The 17991-nt window shown below is 54.3% G+C and carries 17 protein-coding genes; 9 read left to right on the top strand and 8 right to left on the bottom strand.

The window, feature by feature from the left end:
• Positions 1-7: 7 nt before the first annotated feature.
• Positions 8-268, bottom strand: coding sequence for an acyl carrier protein (locus AC5DDB_RS03570; protein ID WP_491738303.1), 261 nt, complete (start codon positions 266-268; stop codon positions 8-10).
• Positions 269-397: 129 nt separating this feature from the next.
• Entirely contained in the window at positions 398-1651 is a 1254-nt protein-coding gene (locus AC5DDB_RS03565; RefSeq protein ID WP_491738302.1) for a beta-ketoacyl-[acyl-carrier-protein] synthase family protein, read from the bottom strand.
• 256 nt (positions 1652-1907) lie between these two features.
• Here AC5DDB_RS03565 and AC5DDB_RS03560 point away from each other — a divergent pair, with 256 nt between their 5' ends.
• Complete coding sequence (locus tag AC5DDB_RS03560; RefSeq protein ID WP_491738301.1) at positions 1908-2792, top strand: hypothetical protein; 885 nt, start codon at positions 1908-1910, stop codon at positions 2790-2792.
• A gap of 19 nt (positions 2793-2811) precedes the next feature.
• On the opposite strand, the gene AC5DDB_RS03555 is transcribed toward AC5DDB_RS03560, so the two are convergent.
• On the bottom strand, positions 2812-3306 hold the full coding sequence (locus AC5DDB_RS03555) for a DUF420 domain-containing protein (protein ID WP_491738300.1): 495 nt from the start codon (positions 3304-3306) through the stop codon (positions 2812-2814).
• 155 nt (positions 3307-3461) lie between these two features.
• Here AC5DDB_RS03555 and AC5DDB_RS03550 point away from each other — a divergent pair, with 155 nt between their 5' ends.
• The 4 genes from AC5DDB_RS03550 to AC5DDB_RS03535 all read left to right on the top strand — a co-directional run bounded on the left by AC5DDB_RS03550 (position 3462) and on the right by AC5DDB_RS03535 (position 6219).
• The gene (locus tag AC5DDB_RS03550; protein WP_491738299.1) at positions 3462-4094 is read left to right on the top strand and encodes a peroxiredoxin family protein; all 633 of its coding nucleotides are present in this window, start codon (positions 3462-3464) and stop codon (positions 4092-4094) included.
• 46 nt (positions 4095-4140) lie between these two features.
• Positions 4141-4557 (top strand): hypothetical protein, encoded by a 417-nt coding sequence (locus tag AC5DDB_RS03545; RefSeq protein ID WP_491738298.1) that lies wholly within the window; start codon positions 4141-4143, stop codon positions 4555-4557.
• A 228-nt stretch (positions 4558-4785) separates the two neighbouring features.
• Positions 4786-5685 (top strand): DUF1559 domain-containing protein, encoded by a 900-nt coding sequence (locus AC5DDB_RS03540; protein WP_491738297.1) that lies wholly within the window; start codon positions 4786-4788, stop codon positions 5683-5685.
• Between the two features lie 144 nt (positions 5686-5829).
• Entirely contained in the window at positions 5830-6219 is a 390-nt protein-coding gene (locus AC5DDB_RS03535; protein WP_491738296.1) for a hypothetical protein, read from the top strand.
• Between the two features lie 230 nt (positions 6220-6449).
• Here the strand turns inward: AC5DDB_RS03535 and AC5DDB_RS03530 are convergent, their stop codons facing one another.
• The 4 genes from AC5DDB_RS03530 to AC5DDB_RS03515 all read right to left on the bottom strand — a co-directional run bounded on the left by AC5DDB_RS03530 (position 6450) and on the right by AC5DDB_RS03515 (position 10707).
• Positions 6450-6845, bottom strand: coding sequence for a hypothetical protein (locus AC5DDB_RS03530; RefSeq protein ID WP_491738295.1), 396 nt, complete (start codon positions 6843-6845; stop codon positions 6450-6452).
• 185 nt (positions 6846-7030) lie between these two features.
• A complete protein-coding gene (locus AC5DDB_RS03525; RefSeq protein ID WP_491738294.1) occupies positions 7031-7981 on the bottom strand; it encodes a DUF1559 domain-containing protein in 951 nt (316 codons plus the stop codon).
• A 265-nt stretch (positions 7982-8246) separates the two neighbouring features.
• Positions 8247-10034 carry an Hsp70 family protein gene (locus AC5DDB_RS03520; protein WP_491738293.1) on the bottom strand — a complete coding sequence of 596 codons (1788 nt, stop codon included), beginning with the start codon at positions 10032-10034 and terminating at the stop codon, positions 8247-8249.
• Positions 10035-10164: 130 nt separating this feature from the next.
• The gene (locus AC5DDB_RS03515) at positions 10165-10707 is read right to left on the bottom strand and encodes a DUF2760 domain-containing protein (protein ID WP_491738292.1); all 543 of its coding nucleotides are present in this window, start codon (positions 10705-10707) and stop codon (positions 10165-10167) included.
• Positions 10708-11074: 367 nt separating this feature from the next.
• Here AC5DDB_RS03515 and AC5DDB_RS03510 point away from each other — a divergent pair, with 367 nt between their 5' ends.
• Positions 11075-12127, top strand: coding sequence for a hypothetical protein (locus tag AC5DDB_RS03510; RefSeq protein WP_491738291.1), 1053 nt, complete (start codon positions 11075-11077; stop codon positions 12125-12127).
• A 91-nt stretch (positions 12128-12218) separates the two neighbouring features.
• On the opposite strand, the gene rpmA is transcribed toward AC5DDB_RS03510, so the two are convergent.
• A complete protein-coding gene (rpmA, locus tag AC5DDB_RS03505; RefSeq protein ID WP_491738290.1) occupies positions 12219-12476 on the bottom strand; it encodes a 50S ribosomal protein L27 in 258 nt (85 codons plus the stop codon).
• Positions 12477-12854: 378 nt separating this feature from the next.
• On the opposite strand from rpmA, the gene AC5DDB_RS03500 reads away from it, so the two are divergent.
• The 3 genes from AC5DDB_RS03500 (at position 12855) to argS (ending at position 17953) form a co-directional block, all read left to right on the top strand.
• A complete protein-coding gene (locus AC5DDB_RS03500) occupies positions 12855-15407 on the top strand; it encodes a sodium-translocating pyrophosphatase (RefSeq protein ID WP_491738289.1) in 2553 nt (850 codons plus the stop codon).
• A gap of 45 nt (positions 15408-15452) precedes the next feature.
• Positions 15453-15872: a ribosome silencing factor gene (gene rsfS, locus AC5DDB_RS03495; protein ID WP_491738288.1), complete on the top strand. Its 420-nt coding sequence runs from the start codon at positions 15453-15455 to the stop codon at positions 15870-15872.
• Positions 15873-15994: 122 nt separating this feature from the next.
• The gene (gene argS, locus AC5DDB_RS03490; RefSeq protein ID WP_491738287.1) at positions 15995-17953 is read left to right on the top strand and encodes an arginine--tRNA ligase; all 1959 of its coding nucleotides are present in this window, start codon (positions 15995-15997) and stop codon (positions 17951-17953) included.
• The last annotated feature ends 38 nt before the right edge of the window (positions 17954-17991 follow it).

Here is a 17991-nt window from a genome sequence, read left to right as displayed (position 1 = left end):
TGAAGTGTCAGCGTTTTGGCACGTCTTCCAGTTTCGGTTTGAGGTACTCGACGGTGCTATCCATCGAGGCGAGGGCGGGGTAGTCCTCTTCAGGGATTTGCACGCGGTATTGTTTGCGGAGTTCCATGACGATGTCGAGGAAGTCCATGCTGTCGAGTTCCATTTGCTCCCGAAATGGTTTGTTGTCTTGGAGGTCGGACAGATCCTCATCGGGGGCAATTTGATCGAGGATGTCGAGAATGACCTGTCGGATCTCTCCGGGACTCATGCAAAACTCCGATTCTCTGATCGCGGCGACGGACTTCATCACGAGAGGCAATAGTGGTGAATTCAGTCTGTCGAGTTATCAAATATCTAAAAAGGAAGGCGAACAGGAATGCCCATTCGCGTTGGGTTTCTACTCTCCGAAATATCGTCGGACGATGACCACCGAATTAATGCCCAACATACCGAACGAGTTATTCAGGATGTGATCCACCCGGTCTAGCGAACGGGGTTCGTTGGCCACAATGTTTCGCAAGGGGATGTTGGGATCAAGTTGGCCGAGATTGATTGTAGCGTGTGCGATTCGATCGTCAAACGATGGAATGTTTCCCAGCAACTCCAACGCCCCGGCGGCTCCCATCGCGTGACCAATGAAGCTCTTGGTATTGTTGACAACCGTATTTTGGCTTTCGCCAAAAACTGAGTGCAACGCGGTGGCTTCTTCAATGTCGCCCTGTTCGGTCGCGGTCGCGTGACTACTGACGATGTCGATATCGTCCGGCGTGAGGTTCGCACGCTTCAAGGCCAAGCGGATGCATTCGGCTTGGCGGTTCGAATCCGGCAGCACGAAGTCGGTGGCGTCGGAATTCATGGCGTACCCGACGATTTCGCCGTAGATCTTCGCTCCACGAGCTTTGGCGTCGGACAATCGTTCGAGTGTGCACAGTCCGCCGCCTTCCGCGACGACAATGCCATTACGATCGACATCGAACGGACGACAGGCTTTGGCGGGGTCGTCATGGCGAGCCAGTGCACCTTGGCTCTGGAAGCTCGCAAAGATGCCGAAGGTGTGGATACTTTCAGAAACACCCCCGGCGATGGCCATGTCGACTTCCCCAAGTCGCAACATTTGCACGCCTTGGATGAATCCAGCGTTTCCGGCGGCACAGGCGGCCCCAATCGTCAGGTGCGGGCCGGTAATTTTCAAACTCAACGTGACTTCACCAGCAGGGTTGTTCGCCACCGTGCGGGGATTGTGATGGTGCGACCAGCAACTGGTGTCATAGTCGAATTGGGAAATTTCCCAAATCTCGTTTTCGGTCTCGACATTCCCATGTTCGGTGATGCCGATATAAACGCCGACCCGATCTTTCTCGACACTCTCCCAGTTGAGATTCGCGTTTCGGATCGCTTCGTTGGCGCAATAGACGGCTACCGACCCGGCACGTGTGCCGCGACGGACTTCCCGCTTTTTTTGGTATCGTGTGGTTTCGAAATCGCAAACGCCCGCTAGTACGCTCCCCATGTATCGCGTTTCAAAGGGGACGACGCCGGATTGACCGGCTAGCAGAGCGGATCGAAATTCCGCGAGATTGTTCCCGTTCGGTGCGGTCAAGCCGACACCGGTTATCACCACACGTTCGTGGTCGGCCAGTGGTGTACGCATCCTGTTGCCGTGTGTGCTTGCTCGAAAACCGCCGAGAAATTTGACTTGTTGACAGCACCGCAGGTTAACCCTTTCCCCAGCGACAAGCAAGTCGTCGAAAAACCCATCTTGCGTTGGAGGCGGAAATTGGGGTAAGACCCCAAGTTTCAAACACAAGAGATATCAGCCCAAACTAGCCGTAAACGGTTCAATTTGGGGGTTTCTCTAGGTTTATCATGATTTGTGGTTCGGGGTTCAGCCAACGGGGGCGGTGCGGATGTGGTGTGTCAAATGTGAAGCCGACGTGGCGGCGGAAGTCACAACCGACAACCGGCACGCCCGTTGCGCAAATTGTGGAACGGTCATTCCGACGGCGAATGCATCCCGATCGAGCGATTCCGCAAACCACGCTCGGGAACTTTTGCAGCGTTGGTCGCAAGGTCCGTCTCTCACAGGGGTTGAGTCGAGTCACTCTGCGGAAGCCAATAAGCTGTCCGGAGCAACATCGAAGCAACCGGCTTATCGACTGGATGCTGCTCATCCGTTGCCCCACCAGTCCAAGCCAGAGCCCCAAGAGGTTCCGCACGAACCGGCTCATCCATCGCAACATCCTGTCAGGCAACACGTTGTGCATCCGCCCATGGGTACGCCGGGCCCGTTGGGCTATCCTGCGGGTCCCCAGCCAGATCCGGCTTGGTCGGCTCCGGCTCGGATGCATGATCCCCATGCAATCGGCGAACGTCCCCCGCATTTTGATATGCAATCTGTCGGTCAATCGGATTCAAAATCTAATTTGCAGGCGTTTTGGGGACAGATGCTGGCTTATGGCGGAGTGTTGGCGCTGACGATTGGGGCCGCGATGCTGCTGATGGGGTACTTCGGCAGTGCGGAATGGCAGGAATACACTCCAACTGGTTGGCTCGTCACAATTACCGGTCAGATGTTGTTGTTTCTTGGGGTGATCACACTCGTCTCCGGTGGTCTCGAGCAAACTTCGCAGGAAGTTGCCAAGCGGATTGATTACCTCGGTGATCGAATGATCCGCATCGAATGGGCGTCTCAACATGCCTTGAAAGGCCCATCGATTCCAGCCGAACAATTCGCGAACGAACACGCCGCCAGTGAACACCAACATCAGAGTGTTGGTGTGCCTCGATCGTAGTTGCTGTCAGCCGAACGGGTTACGCGACGAAAGCAACATAGTAGAACCATAATCCGGTGACCGCCGTCAAAGTGAGATCGACGGTCGATATCCAGCCAAGCGATTTGTGGAGCTGACTATGTGCTCCCGGCGTCGGTGGATCGGCGAATCGCTTCAGGGCCAAGCCCAGCGTAATCGCCCATAAGATCGGTGTGCTAATTGCGAAAATCAGGTGAATTCGCAACACACGGCTGATTTCGGTCAATTCTGATTCGGTCCGTTGCGGCGGTTCTGCTGGCTTGTTGACGATCGACTGCCATCCGCCATGCACCAGTTGAGTATCCACTTCGAACGCGATCACGGCGAGAAAAAGCACCGCCGACAACGCGATTTGCACTCGCTTGTGCAAGGCGAACGCCTGACGAAACTTGACCAACCAGATACTCCAGACGAGTACAGGCACAATCAAAACCAAAGCGGACACAACGAAGTCCAGCATGAAGGACGCATTGTAACCTAAGAATCCGTTCTTCATTGGTTTGCTCGAATTGGTCGGAGACAGAGAGGGCGATTGGTCGAGGCGACGCTTGATTCTACGGTCGGGACGGTATAACAGATCCGGGAGGGGAATTGTATCCTTGCCGGTTTTAACGCCCTTTACGTTCTCGATACCCGTCTTGATGGCTGACCATGCGTTTTTTCTCGTCTGAACGGAAGCGGCTACGGTTTTGGGTGCTGCCGATCTCTGGTCTGGCAATTGCGGCGGCATGTTTCTGGAAAGTGAGTCAGCCGGAATCGTCGCAACCGACAAGCGATGCCGCGGGCAATGTCTTGCGACAAGCCGTTCCGTTTTCAGCCCACGATTCCCGCAAGCCGCCCCGTTTGGTTCGATTAGCCAGCTACCTGGGACGACATCGAATTTTGCTAGCGTTCTTCGACGGGACACAACCGTTCGATCGTGATCCAACTCTTCAAAAGTTGGCTGATCAATTTGACGCATTGAATTCGCAAGGGATTCAGGTTTTCGCGTTGAGTGCCGCGTTACCGCAAGTGAATCGAGAACGGCTGAAAACCATCGATCCGGAGAAAACTCGATGGCTGTTCCCGATCCTATCGGACCCCACGTTGGCAACGCAGCGTCTTTACGGACGGATCGAGCAAACCTCAACTCCGCAAGAGCAGGCCACCGTTCAAGAGCGTTCTGGTCTTTTCTTGATCGACCGTGCCGGTCGTCTTCCGTATCGCAACGGCCAACCGATTCCACTCGCCGAACCACTGAAAATGATCGCTGCCTTGGCATCCGGCAGTGATGACGGGTTATGATCCTCCTTGCATGATCGACGAGTCACCTTACTGTAAATCCCATCTGATGCCTGAATCCGAAAAAATCCGTTTCACCAGTGGTCAATGGGTGGTTCTAGGCATGTTCTGCTTTGGAATCACCGCGACGTCCTTGTTGTTCTTCTATTGGGAATGGCATACGGCTCCGTTTCGTGACCTCCAAGACGCGATCGCCGCACGGTATGAGGATTCGAAACCACGCGTGGAAGCCGGACGACATAAAACCCACAAGAACGGCCCGCTAACGCTCCGCATCATCATGCAAGTGCCGTTCGACCCGGAAACCGAACACCGGAAGTCCGAAGAGTTCGTCAACGACGTTCTGCAGTTTGCCGGCCAATACCGCGATCTTCGGGTTTACGAGACGCTGCACGTTCATCTCTATCAACCCAATCCCGAGCAGCAACTTCGGCAGCAATCCTTTCACCGGGCCGTCGCGCAATAGACGAGTTGATTTGGGATCGTACCGGCTTCTGTCTTTGCGAAATGAAAACGCTGCAATCGGAAGGCAACGTCTGCGTCAACTATTCACCGATGTTGATTCGTTTTCGAGAAAAATCTTGCATCGAACGCGAAGAACGATCGAAATGTTCAGACCCGTCGTTATACTGATGAACTCTATTCTGTGATTTTCTCGGATCGTCCGATCCCTCTCGATTCAAGGAGTTTTTCTATGCGTCGTCAACGCGCGACTGTGTCTCCGTCTGGATTTACGCTCATCGAATTGTTGGTGGTGATTGCGATTATCGCAATTTTGATTGCATTGCTATTGCCTGCCGTGCAGCAGGCTCGGGAAGCAGCCCGACGAACCCAGTGTAAGAACAACCTGAAGCAACTCGGCATTGCGTTGCACAATCATCATGACACCTACGGTTTTCTGCCCTCCGGCGGACACCATTGGTCGAACGCGCCGGATTATTCGTCGGCAGGTAGCCCGGAAATTGCTCCGAAACAGCGAGCAGGATGGGCGTTTCAATTGTTGCCCTTCATGGAGCAAACGAATCTCTGGGAAGGCAGCGGCATGTCCAACAATGACGATCGGCAACGCCAAGCCATCTCGACACCTGTCGCCGGTCTCCACTGTCCAAGTCGTCGGGGACCATTCGCATTGGACCCGACTGGAAGTTGGTACGGTCCCAGTGGAAGTTACGAGCACGCGCAAACAGACTACGCGGGTAATGTTGGCAGTGGCGGAAACGGGATTATTGTCCGGACGAATTCGGATCAAACCGGACGAACTATTGCGTTTCGTGACGTGACCGATGGAACCTCTAGCACGTTCGCGATCGGCGAAAAACGTCTGAATATCGCCCAGTTGGGAAGATACCAATCCGACGACAATGAAGGATACACGTCTGGCTGGGACCATGATGTCATCCGGTATAGCAACCGGGAGCCACGACCCGACGTGCGAACCGGAACCGGTGATAGCCGCTTTGGTTCCTCACACCCGGGCGGACTTCATGCGTTGTTCACGGACGGTGCCGTTCACTTTATCAGTTACAATATCGACAATGCGACTTTCCGTGATCTCGGTTACCGCAACGATGGCAACGTGACGAACTTCCCGTAATCTGGAAAAACTTGGTCAGTCCAACTTTTCACGCAATTCACGCAAGGGGATGTCACGTTGCATCTGCGAATAAATTTTCAATTGGTATGCTCAGCCGCGGTTCTCTTGATTGGGGTGGGCTGTAGTGGGGGCTCGGGGCACGATGTGCCGGACGGCGTCATCGTTTCGGGACGAATTCTTCGAGGCGGTGAACCGCTGAAGATGGATCGCCCGGAAGTCGCGTTGGGACGGGTCGAAGTGCAATTCTATCCGACAATCGATGTCAACGACAGCGGAATGGAAGCGACGGAAGTCGACACCGAAGGCAATTTCCAATTACTCGGGCCGGGGCGGGGGATTCCGCCGGGGAAATACAAAGTCGCGATCTTCCACGATCAAACCGGCTATGGGGAAGATGTCTTACAAGGCGTATTTTCCGAAGAGAATACGCCTATCGAAATCACAATTCTCGAACAGTCTGTCGGCAGTGTTTTCAAGTTGGGTGATATCGAACTCTCAGACTATGACACGTCTGCAAAAAGCGAAGCCAATTGACGTTCGGGTAGAACCGTTACTAAAGCGATAAGCAAAAGGGCAGTCGTGCCGTCGGCTGCCCTTCTGTCGTTCTTAGTAATCGTTCACGAGCACCTATTGCAGTTGCAATCACTTCCGGTTTTATCGAGGGGCGGTCGAGAACACGTCTCACGGGCTGTGAAACCCATAAGACGTTGGACTGACAATGGACTTCTCGCGGTCTTTACGGATATGGAAGACCGTAAGACGGTCTAGTCATCGGCAAGTGCGAGATCGAACTTGTTCTCGCCATTTGCTTCGACCGTCTTCTTGAGGTTGGATTCGACATTGTATTTGGCTGGAATGTAGGACTCAGTAATGACTTCGCCATACTGATCCTTCTCGCCGGTTTCTCGAACTGCGCTGATTCGCAGAATCTTTTCGCCAGGTGGTACTTCGGCGGTGAACTGACCGTTCTCGATGCCACCCATCGCTGCAACTCCTTGGTTGTCGGCGGGGTCGAACGTAATACTGCCTTTTTCGATTGGTTTGCCGTTGTACGTCACAGTGCCAGTGACTTGATGTTTTTCGACTTCGTCAGACCCGCCACAACCTTGGAGAGTCATCAAAGCTAGGCAAAGCAAGCTGAATTTTACGTAGAGACGCATTGATCAATTTCTAAGACCAGGCTGCCCGAACCGATTGTTCGCTGTGGAACCCTTGTAAGGTTCCTACGGTACTCGATTGGGAAACTGGTGCTAAATAAGGGGGAATGGAGATGCCCAAAATCGGCCCGTTATTCACGGACCGATTTCGGCTTCATTAGGAATCCAAAGAATTCTCGATCGAGGGATTACTCGAGTTCGACAACTTCCTTGCCTCGCATCGTACCCAAGGCTTGGAAGGTGGCTTGGTTGATGTTGTCGGAAAAGAATCGAACAGAGCCATCGCCCATGGCAGCCTGAATGCCGCCAGCATGCCAACTACGGGCATGGATTTCGCCGTTGTTCGTTCGACACTCGCGACAGGGAACGTCTTCGGTACCGTTACAGTACTGCGTCGCGTCGCCGACGGGTGTGTTCGGAGACCGCATCGTGGTGAAGGTGGAGTTGCCGTGATAAGTGTTGTGGTAACGGCCACGCAAGTCGTGTGTGCCACCACAAACCACGTTGCCGGTTCCGCTGGCGGGAACACTGTCTTCTTGCAGGCGAATTTCACCGAGCATGATGGTGTTCGACGTGCCGTCCTTAACGTCGGTCAATTTCGTTTTTGAGAGTGGGTAGAACATTCCGCGAAGGTTTTGTGGAGGCACACCGTTTCCGCTCCCAGCGTCACTGGCACCATGACAAGGAATATAATTCCCGTGAAAACCCTGTTGCGTGGTCTTCGGGTTCAGGGGATCGGTCGGGCACATGAAGGTGTCGACAATCACGCTTGCTTCCGGATTCCAACTGCCGGGGAATTGCTCTGCTTCGATTTTGATCTGCATCGCCTCAAAGAGGTTGTCCTGCTCGACATACGGCAGAATCATGTGGAACCAGGACTGCCGAGCGTTAGTCGACGAACCAGGGTGGCCCCCATTGATTCGGCAGATGGTTGAGAATGGCATCACGCCGACGGAGTCGTGATAGTTGTGCAACGCCAATGCAATCTGCTTCATTTTGTTCTTGCACTGGGTTCGGCGTGCTGCCTCCCGAGCCTGTTGCACGGCGGGTAACAACAAGGCGATTAGGATCGCGATAATCGCGATCACGACCAGCAACTCAATCAAAGTGAATCCAGACCGGCGAATTATTTTGCGCATGTAAATCGTACCCGAACAAGAGAAAAGATTCCGCATCACTTGCTCAATGAGGCGGAGAGAAACAATTCAACGAAGAACTACAGTAGAAACAGATCGACAATACGTACCGAGTCTGAGGTTCGTGAACGAACCCTTAGGAAATTAGAAGGTGTACTGTAACGATTAACCGTTCTCAGCAGGAAAAGTTTTCAAAAAAATGCGAAAAAATGGATTCACATTTCAAGAGAACGGTCTGGCGTCGTACTAATTATGGGTTCCAGACGACTTACTCGCCGTCTTCACGCACGGAAAATTCTAACTTCCAGCGTTTGTCGGTCTGGGTGGACACACACCAGAGTTCCAGTAGGCCCAGTTCGTTGACTTTCGAGTGAAACTTGACGGGTACGAATGGATCTTCGCTGTCTTCATCGGGGGGGAGAACCGTTTCTAGCGGATCGGTTTCTTCCAGTTCTTCGGTCGGGGCTTTCGGTAATGTATCGCCGGGGCGGTCCTCCTTGCGGACGGACGATTTGAAAAAACGGAACTGGGCGGCTTCACCGACAACAAGACCGATTTCGCCGGATGGGACGTCCGCCTCGGTGCCTTCTTCCATTCCGAAAGGCACAACGCACAATGCTCGCAATGGACGCGGCGCTCCCGGAATGGCCAATCCGGCGGTTTCGATGCCGACGTAATACGCTCGCGCGGTCCCCCCACGAATCCGGAGACCGCCGGTCTCTTTCGACCACCCATAAAATGCCGCTCCTCGGGCAACCGCGTGATCCAAATCGTGCGTGCCTGCCAAGACTTGCGGCTTTTGTCCTTCTTCGTTGAACCAGTCGCCAAGGACATTCATGAGCCGCGTTGTCAGGTTCTCGCCTTTAAACACTCCGCCGTTGAACAACACATGCGATGGATGAACCGCCTTCCCGCTACCGTGTGCGGTCAAGAATGCCGCCAAATGCCGAGTGACCGCCGGGTCGGATTCGAAAGGTAGACCGATATCTTGGAAACCGGAAACACGCTGGCGTTTCGGGCGATCGGTGAGGGCACACTCGGGAAAGAAACCTTCCGCGAGAATTTGCTGGGCAGCTTTGCGTTCGACTTCGACAGAAACCGTGCCACCGATCAGTCGACTGCCACGTCCTAGGACGGAAACTGTGTGCGTCTCTGGTCCATCGGGTGCGAGCAGGGCTTCTTTCGCAGCTCGGCACGAATGCCATAACGACACAGACTGCCAAGGATCGAGAGAGATGCCCTTTTCTTCGAACAGTCCTGCAACATAGTGTGCGAGGGTGAGGTCCATGTTGTCGCCGCCGACCAGCAGGTGTTCGCCGACTGCGAGTCGTTGCAACACGAAATCACCGCCCTCGTCCACGACCGTAACGAGTGACAAGTCTGTGGTGCCACCACCGACGTCGCACACAAGTAGCGTGTCTTCGACGGTCAGGATCTTCCGCCATTCATCGCCAACTTCTTGTAACCAAGCGTAAACCGCGGCTTGTGGTTCTTCGAGAAGCACCAGGTCGTCTGGTAACCCGGCTGCCAGGGCTGCTTCGCGTGTCAACTCCCGGGCGGAGGCATCAAAGGAAGCCGGTACCGTTAGAACGACACGTTGGTCGGCTATCGGGGTTGACGGAAACGCTTCACTCCAAGCGGCAACGAGATGCTCCAAATACCGTCGGGATGCCTCGACGGGGGACACCTTGGGCACGTCATCTGGCGCATTCCACGGGAGAATGGCCGCATGTCGATCCACTTTGCTGTGACACAACCAGGATTTCGCTGCACCCACCGTCCGGTCGGGCACATCAGCCGACTGCTGCCGGGCGTATCGTCCCACCACCGATTCCGGATTCGACTGCCAAGGCAGGTCATGTGCTCCGTTGCCTTCCTGGCCGGTTGGCAAATAGAGAAACGAAGGTAGCGTTGTATGAGTCTCCACAGTTTGCGGAGCGACCAATTGCGGGATCGGTAGCAACTCAATGGTCGGCGTTTCCGTATTCAATGCCGCGTAGGAGAGCACACTGTTCGTGGTGCCGAGATCGATCCCAATCACAAAATCTGCGGACATGGGGCGTGCTTTCTCTAAGGAGTGGACCAAAAGCAAAGGGCGAGAGATTCCGGTCCGAAGATCTAAATCCACCGGACCCGGCGGATCGTTTCGAACGTGATCTCTTGGTTGTCGTCCGATGTCTGTTCTTTTACTTCAATTCGACTTCCGCAGGGGCGATGATGTTGGCACTCTCGTCGTTGCCTGTCCAGGCGGGTAACTGAATCGACGCCGCTTGCCAACCGTGATGGGCCAAAGTCCCGGAGTAGGGGGCTTCCCCGGTCACGTTGCCGATCAGTCGATACTGCCCTGCGTTGAATCCGGTCGGAACTTGCACGGAACTTCCTTCAGCATCGGTCAGCACTGGTTGGATTTGGAACATGCGATTGAGCGAGTCGGCCAAGTTCCGATGAATCTCCCGCACAGCAGCGCCGACTTGCGCATCGGGAATGCCGTCAAGCGGCTCTTTCACGAAGTCGATGAGGCGGGCTTCTCGTTGCAAGGTGGCGAGCAACGTCACTGCTTCGCTCCGTGCAGGTGGCTTCGGTGCTGGCGGTTGCGGTTTGGGAGCCGGTTGTTTTGGCGACTCGATTTTCGGGGCTTCCCCCGTCAAAGCCTCGCCGACTCGCGTCGCGGTTTCCGAATTGAACAAGCTACCGAAGAAAGCCCGAAAGGCCGTGCCAATACGTCCCATAAATCACTAACGATGCAAAAACCAAAGAAGAATTCGAACCGAGCCGTATTGTAGAGCGTGATGTCGGTCATGGGTACCGATCGGATTGTCTTCCCGGGAGTAGTCCAACTTCCCATTGGCAATATTTTCCGCCTGTCTTCGTGTATCGACACTTAAAATGGATTCACTATTAAGCCGTAAGAGTGTCACCAAGGCGTTGGGAAAGTTGTCTCATCTTTAAACTCAGGTGAATCCGGTCCGTTTGCTAGCGCGAGTGACAAATCCGGGCGGAGACCATGGGTTCTGATTGAGACCCGTCGATGGTCGGTCTAGAATGCAAGGGCTTTCCCGCAATTTGTGCGAAGCGGCTTCCGAAGAAAGGTTTCGAATGCGTTTTGACCGTCGGCAATCGAATACAACTCCCTATTTCAATCGTCGCGATCAGATGCGGATGTTGATGATGGTGGGCATGCTGATGGTCGTTGTGCTTGCGGCTCAGCACGCGGCGAAGCCGAGCACTTGGAAATGGATGTTCCCGAACGAACCCAACAATCCGCCAGCTGCGAATTCGGAAGAAGCCGAATCCGCGGATCAGCTCGGTGAGTTTTCCCTGGTCGAAGACACGGACGATTCGCGTAGGGATTCTGATTCGCGTGACGAACCGCAGTCCGACTTGCATGAAGAAGGCGATCCGGAACTTCCCGATACGCTTCGGCGGGAGTTGAAACAAAAGGTCAGTGACGGTTCGGTCGGTGTGCGTGCTGCAGAACGGGAGACTTTTTTTCACATCTTGGAGTACGCGAAATCAGTCGAGCCCCAGCGATTGAATTCCGATGTCGAGGACGGATTGACTTATGCAATTCTGATGGACGAGACTTCCGCATTTCGCGGTCAGGCCATTCACCTGCGTGGTACGCTTCGGCGTTTGCAACGAACCGATGCCGTCTCAAATGTCGCCGGCGTTACCGAGTTTTGGGAAGGCTGGATGATGACCGAAGATTCCGGACTATTTCCGTATCGGATCATCGCGGCTAACGTCTCAGAGGAGTTGCCAACTGGTATGGAGATCGAGGTACCGGTGGAGTTCAGCGGCTATCTCTTCAAACGTGAGGCGTATGAATCGAATGATGGCGTCAAAGAGACCCCAACACTCATTGGTCCGACGATTCAACCATTGATTGTGCGGACGCGGCCCAGAGAAGTTGAGCAGAGCGAGCAGGGGTTGATTCCCTACGTGATCGGGCTAGCGGTGGCCATTGCAATTGGCCTGAGCATTACTTTGTGGCGATTTCGAGTCAGCGACCGCCGATTTGGCGATCGCCATGTACAGACCTTCATCGCTGCCACGCCCGAATCTATGGAAACGCTACGTGATCTTGACTTCGTCGATCCCGGCGAAGCCCTCCGCAAACTCGCGGAAGGCGAAGAATCAGAAGCGTAAGCTGGGTTAGCAAAGCGTCACCCAGCATCGACGATCGCCCTCACCACAAAGAAAGGCGAGGACGAGTCTCAGCCTAGAGAAAAGTGGCGGTCTAGGCGTTGGCTTCAACAGGAGCGACGTTGACTCGTCGGCCATTGCGGTCGAAGAAAACGGTGCCGGGGACCAATGCGTAGATTGTGTAATCGCGTCCCATGCCGACATTTTGGCCGGGGTGCCATTTCGTTCCACATTGGCGGATCAAAATGTTCCCTGGAACAACGCTTTGGCCGCCAAATTTCTTCACGCCACGACGTTGTGCGTTGGAGTCCCGTCCGTTGCGGCTGGACCCTTGCCCCTTCTTATGTGCCATTGGTTCTACCCTTCAAACATGTCCGCCGCGAGGGATGGACGATTAACCTTGCAATTGCAAATGGATGGAAGTCCCGCATTTTGGTGAATTCGTCGTCAGCATGCAAGGGTGAGTTCGTAGGATTTTGGTCGTCCGATCAAACCGGTTCTCCATTCATGAGTCGGTACCTGGTTGACAATCGAAAAATTTTCTGGATACACTCACATCCCATCAGCATTGATATGCCGAAATCGTGTTCCTATCAGAAGTTGTGCGGGAGTTCGCTGCGAAAGACACCCACAGACAGTTCCATTCTTCCCTTGGTTCCAGGACAGAGAGTAGACACCACGGATGCAAACACATCGTCGCTCACCACTTTGGTCAATGTTCCCGGTCAGAATGAAGTTCCTAATCGGGTTTTTTCTCTTGCTGGCCCTGTTTGGCCCGGTCGAAGTGTGCCAAGCCGCCGAAGAAGCCGCTACCGACACGGCGGTGCATGAAACCGGTGGATGGCCCGTGGCAGTCGGTTGGGCGTTTAGCTTGCTGGCTTCGCTAACGTCTTTGTTCGTCGCGTACAAGTTCTACACCTGGATGGCAGCCCAGGACGAAGGCGATGAAAACATGATCCGCATCGCCGAACACGTTCGGCAAGGTGCGCGGGCATATCTGTTCCAGCAATACAAAGTGGTGACGGTGTTCTTCGTCATTGTGTGTGCACTCTTGGCGATCTTGGCATTCGGGTTTGGTCAGCAATCGACATGGGTGCCGTTCGCGTTCTTTACGGGTGGTGCATTTTCCGGTCTGGCCGGTTGGTACGGCATGAAAACCGCCACCATGGCCAGTTCCCGAACCACGCAAGGGGCCAAAAACTCGCTCAACGAGGGACTGCAAGTCGCCTTCCGCAGCGGTGCGGTAATGGGGTTGGTCGTCGTTGGCCTGGGGCTTCTGGATATCTGTCTCTGGTTCGGGTTTCTGAACTGGATTTGGAAAATGGAACTGACCGAAATCACCGTGACGATGCTGTGCTTCGGTATGGGGGCCAGTGCCCAGGCGTTATTTGCCCGCGTTGGTGGCGGGATCTTTACGAAAGCCGCCGATGTCGGGGCGGACATCGTCGGAAAAGTAGAATCGAACATCCCCGAAGACGACCCACGTAACCCCGCCACCATCGCGGATAACGTGGGCGATAACGTGGGTGACGTCGCCGGGATGGGAGCTGACTTGTACGAATCGTACTGCGGTTCGATTCTCGCCAGTGCCGCCCTTGGTGTGGCCGCGTTTCATGGCGTTTCGTCCCAAATGCAGTTCATGATGCTCCTACTGCCGATGTTGCTCGCGGCTTGCGGCATCGGGTTGTCGATTGGTGGGATTTACCTCGTCCGCACCGAAGAAGGCGCGACCCAACGCAACTTGTTGAGCGCACTCGCCAAGGGCATCAACGGCAGCAGCATTGGGGTGGCGGTAGTCGCGGCAATTTTGGTGATCATCACGCTCGTCTTGCCATCGAATAACCTCACTTACGCGGCCGATGTCAGCGAAAACATGCCCAGAGGGTGGAGCCTGTTTTGGGTTTATGGGTCGATTGTCACCGGTTTGCTGGCGGGTTGGGTAATTGGCAAATGGACGGAATACTCTACGAGCGAGGAATATGCTCCCACGAGACGAATCGCTGACCAGTCCGTCACCGGACCCGCGACGGTCATCATCGCCGGGGTGGCCGAAGGGTTGTACTCGGTATGGGTTCCGATTGTGACCGTCGGCGTGGCGATCTTGCTCGCCTTCGGTTTCGCCACGAATTTTAATTATGCTGACCCCCGCGTCTTCGCCCTAGGACTTTACGGCGTCGCAATTGCAGCTGTCGGGATGCTGAGCACTCTCGGAATCACCTTGGCGACCGATGCTTACGGTCCCATCGCCGACAATGCCGGTGGTAACGCGGAAATGAGTCATCAAGACCCCACCGTGCGGCAACGGACCGACGCCCTTGACAGTCTCGGCAACACCACCGCGGCGACCGGGAAGGGCTTCGCGATTGGTTCAGCCGCCCTGACGGCATTGGCACTTCTTGCGGCTTATGTCGAAGAGGTTCGCATCGGCTTCGAACGCTGGGCGGTCAAGTCGGAAGTGGTTGCCAGCGAAAGCGAAACCAATGCGACGCTGCTGAAACTCGACCGTGATGTACTTGTCTATAATGACGGTGAAGAGAACCAGGCATACTTGCTGTATCCGGTTGGCCGCAACCCGAGTCAATCGGTTCAGGCCATTCAGAAAGCGGAAATCGGCCAAACTGTCGATGTCAACTTGAAGGAAATGATTGACAACGAAGCCGCCGTGCAGAATTCCACTGCGACCATGCCGGACTTCGTGCGGTACTACAACGTCACGCTGATGAACCCTGCTGTGTTAGTTGGCATGTTCCTTGGCGTGATGTTGGCGTTCGTGTTCTGTGCTTTGACGATGAAAGCCGTCGGACGCTCGGCGAGCGACATGGTCGAGGAAGTTCGCCGACAATTCCGCGAGATTCCCGGAATCATGGACGGCACAGCCGAACCCGAGTACAGCCGGTGTGTCGCTATTAGTACGCGAGCCGCTCAGCGAGAAATGCTGATTCCCTCCGCCATTGGCTTCGGCGTGCCGATTATTGTCGGGCTACTGCTGGGAGTTCCCGGCGTGATGGGCTTGCTCGCCGGGGGATTGACCTCCGGGTTCGCAGTCGCAATTATGATGGCCAACGCTGGGGGCGCATGGGATAATGCCAAGAAGTACATTGAAGCCGGCGCACACGGCGGGAAGGGGACGGAAGCTCATAAAGCGACCGTCGTCGGCGACACCGTGGGCGACCCCTTCAAAGATACCAGCGGACCAAGCTTGAACATTTTGATTAAACTCATGAGCATGGTATCCGTCGTCTTTGCCGGATTTATCGTGCAATGTGCCCTCCGAATCTTCTAAAATTAAACCTCAGAACTCACTGAAATCTTGGAGACTCAACCGATCGTGATCGAACAAGTACAAACACGTCGCACCACCGAACAACAGCAATCTCTTGTCCAAGCCTGTCGGTGTGCTCGCATTTGTGAAGACTTTCGCGGTCGCGACACGCTCGTGCTGGACATGATCGGCATCACGCCGATTTTCGACTACTTCGTGATCACCACCGGTACCAACCGCCGACAGATGCATGCGATTTCCGACGAAGTCAGCAAGATGCAGCGGTCGAAGGGCGGAGCCAAACGGGGCAGCGAAGGGTACGACGAGAGCACCTGGATCGTGCAGGATTTCGGCGACATCGTATTGCACGTGTTCACCGAAGAATCACGGGCGATGTACGATTTGGAATCGTTATGGGCCGACGCCAAACGTGTCGATTGGCAAAGTGTCCTGGACGAATTCGACACCGAAAGCGTGTCCGACTAAATCCGCCGGACAGTCCTGTCAACCTTGAATGAACGCTCTCCAAACGCTAGACGTTGGAGGGCGTTTTTAATTGTCTTCGACTCATCACGGAACATTGCGACCAACGGTCGCGTGGCTTGAACATGAATATCACTGCAGAACTTCGTCATCGATTTGAAACCGCGTTGTCTTCTCTGACCAGCGATCCCGCTGAATATGCCACCCTGGTGCGACCGGCCCAAAATCCCCAGTTCGGCGACTATCAAGCCAACTGCGCGATGCCGCTTGCGAAGAAACTCTCTGAGAAGCCACGCGACGTCGCCGCTAAGATCGTCGAACAACTGGACGTGTCCGACTTATGTGAGACGCCAGAGATTGCCGGCCCGGGGTTTATCAATCTGAAACTCCGTAGCGACTGGCTGACGGAACATATCAATTCAATTGCCCGCGATGAACGACTCGGCGTCGAACCAGTCGAGAATCCGCAGACGATCGTGATTGACTACTCGGCTCCGAACGTCGCCAAACCGATGCACGTCGGTCACCTCCGCAGTAGCGTGATCGGAGCGGCTCTCTATAACATCCTGACGTTTCAGGGCCACAAGGTCATCAGCGATAACCACATCGGCGACTGGGGCACTCAGTTCGGGATGATCATCTACGGCTACAAAAACTTTCTCAATGAGAACGCCTACCAGCAAGACGCCGTGACGGAGTTAGCGAGGTTGTATCGCTTGGTGAACACCCTCAGCGACTACCATGCGAATGTGAATGCCAAGTTGCCAAACGCAATCGCACGTCTCAGCTGTCTCAAACAAGACCTCGCGGATGCGGAAGCAAGTTTGGACGACTCGGACAAGGCCACAAAGAAGAAACTTAAGAAGCTTCGGTCCGATGTTGAGACCGAAGAGAAATCCGTGCAATCACTTCAAAAGTCGATCCAACAGCTTGAAGCCGATCCCGAACTTCAAGAACTAGCCGATCAACATCCTGAGATTGCAAAACTCGCACGTCTGGAAACCGCCAAGCTGCATGCCGGTGATGAAGAGAACCGCAAACTCTGGAATGAGTTTTTGCCGGCGTGTCTTGCAGCATTGCAGAATGTCTACGATCGACTTGGCGTTTCGTTTGATCATACGCTAGGTGAAAGCTTCTATGATCCGATGTTGGCCGAAGTCGTAGAGGCCCTTGAAGCAAAGGGGCTCGCATCTGAAAGCAAGGGGGCGACATGTGTTTTCCTGGAACAGTTTGAGGCGCCTTTTATCGTGCGTAAGTCGGATGGGGCTTATAACTATGCCACGACCGATCTCGCGACAATTCAATACCGTGTCAATGAGTTCGACGCGGACGCGATGCTCTATGTAGTCGATTCGCGTCAAGGCGATCATTTCAAGATGCTGTTCGAGACGGCTCGCAAATGGGGCTATGACAAGAACTTTCAGCACGTCAATTTTGGCACAGTGCTAGGGAAAGACCGCAGACCATTCAAAACGAGAGCAGGGGATACAGTTGGTCTCGAGAGTTTGCTCGACGAGGCTGTGAACCGATCCTATCGAATTGTAAGCGACAACGATGAATCAAAACCCAACGGTCCTGAACTTGATGAAGCGACACGCCGGGATGTTGCGGAGAAGGTGGGGATTGGTGGAGTTAAGTACGCTGACCTGCACATTAATCGCGAGAGTGATTACGTCTTTGATTGGGACCAGATGCTAGCCACCAACGGCGATACTGCAACTTATATGCAGTACTCCTATGCCCGCGTGAATGGCATCTTTAGTCGTGGCGGGTTTGATCGAGAGATGATTCGCAACTCGGACACGCAGATTCAACTGAACGAACCGGCGGAACGGGAACTTGCACTCGCGTTGCTGAAGTTTGGCGAGGCAATTGATGATACGGCTAGCGAGTTGCGACCGCATATTCTGACAGGGTATCTTTTCGAAACTGCGAACAAGTTTAGTACGTTCTACGACCAGTGTCCTGTTCTCAAAAGTGAGGGCGAGACGCAACAAAGTCGCTTATTGTTGTGCGATCTCACCTGTCGCGTGTTACAACAAGGACTTGCATTGCTAGGCATTGAGACTTGCGAACGCATGTAAGTTTCATGTGCATTAGAATAAGCCCGCCGGAGCAAACT

The organism is Thalassoroseus sp., assembly GCF_984380535.1.
The sequence above is the reverse complement of the archived record's forward strand: the minus strand, read 5'-3'. Positions and strand labels throughout refer to the sequence as shown.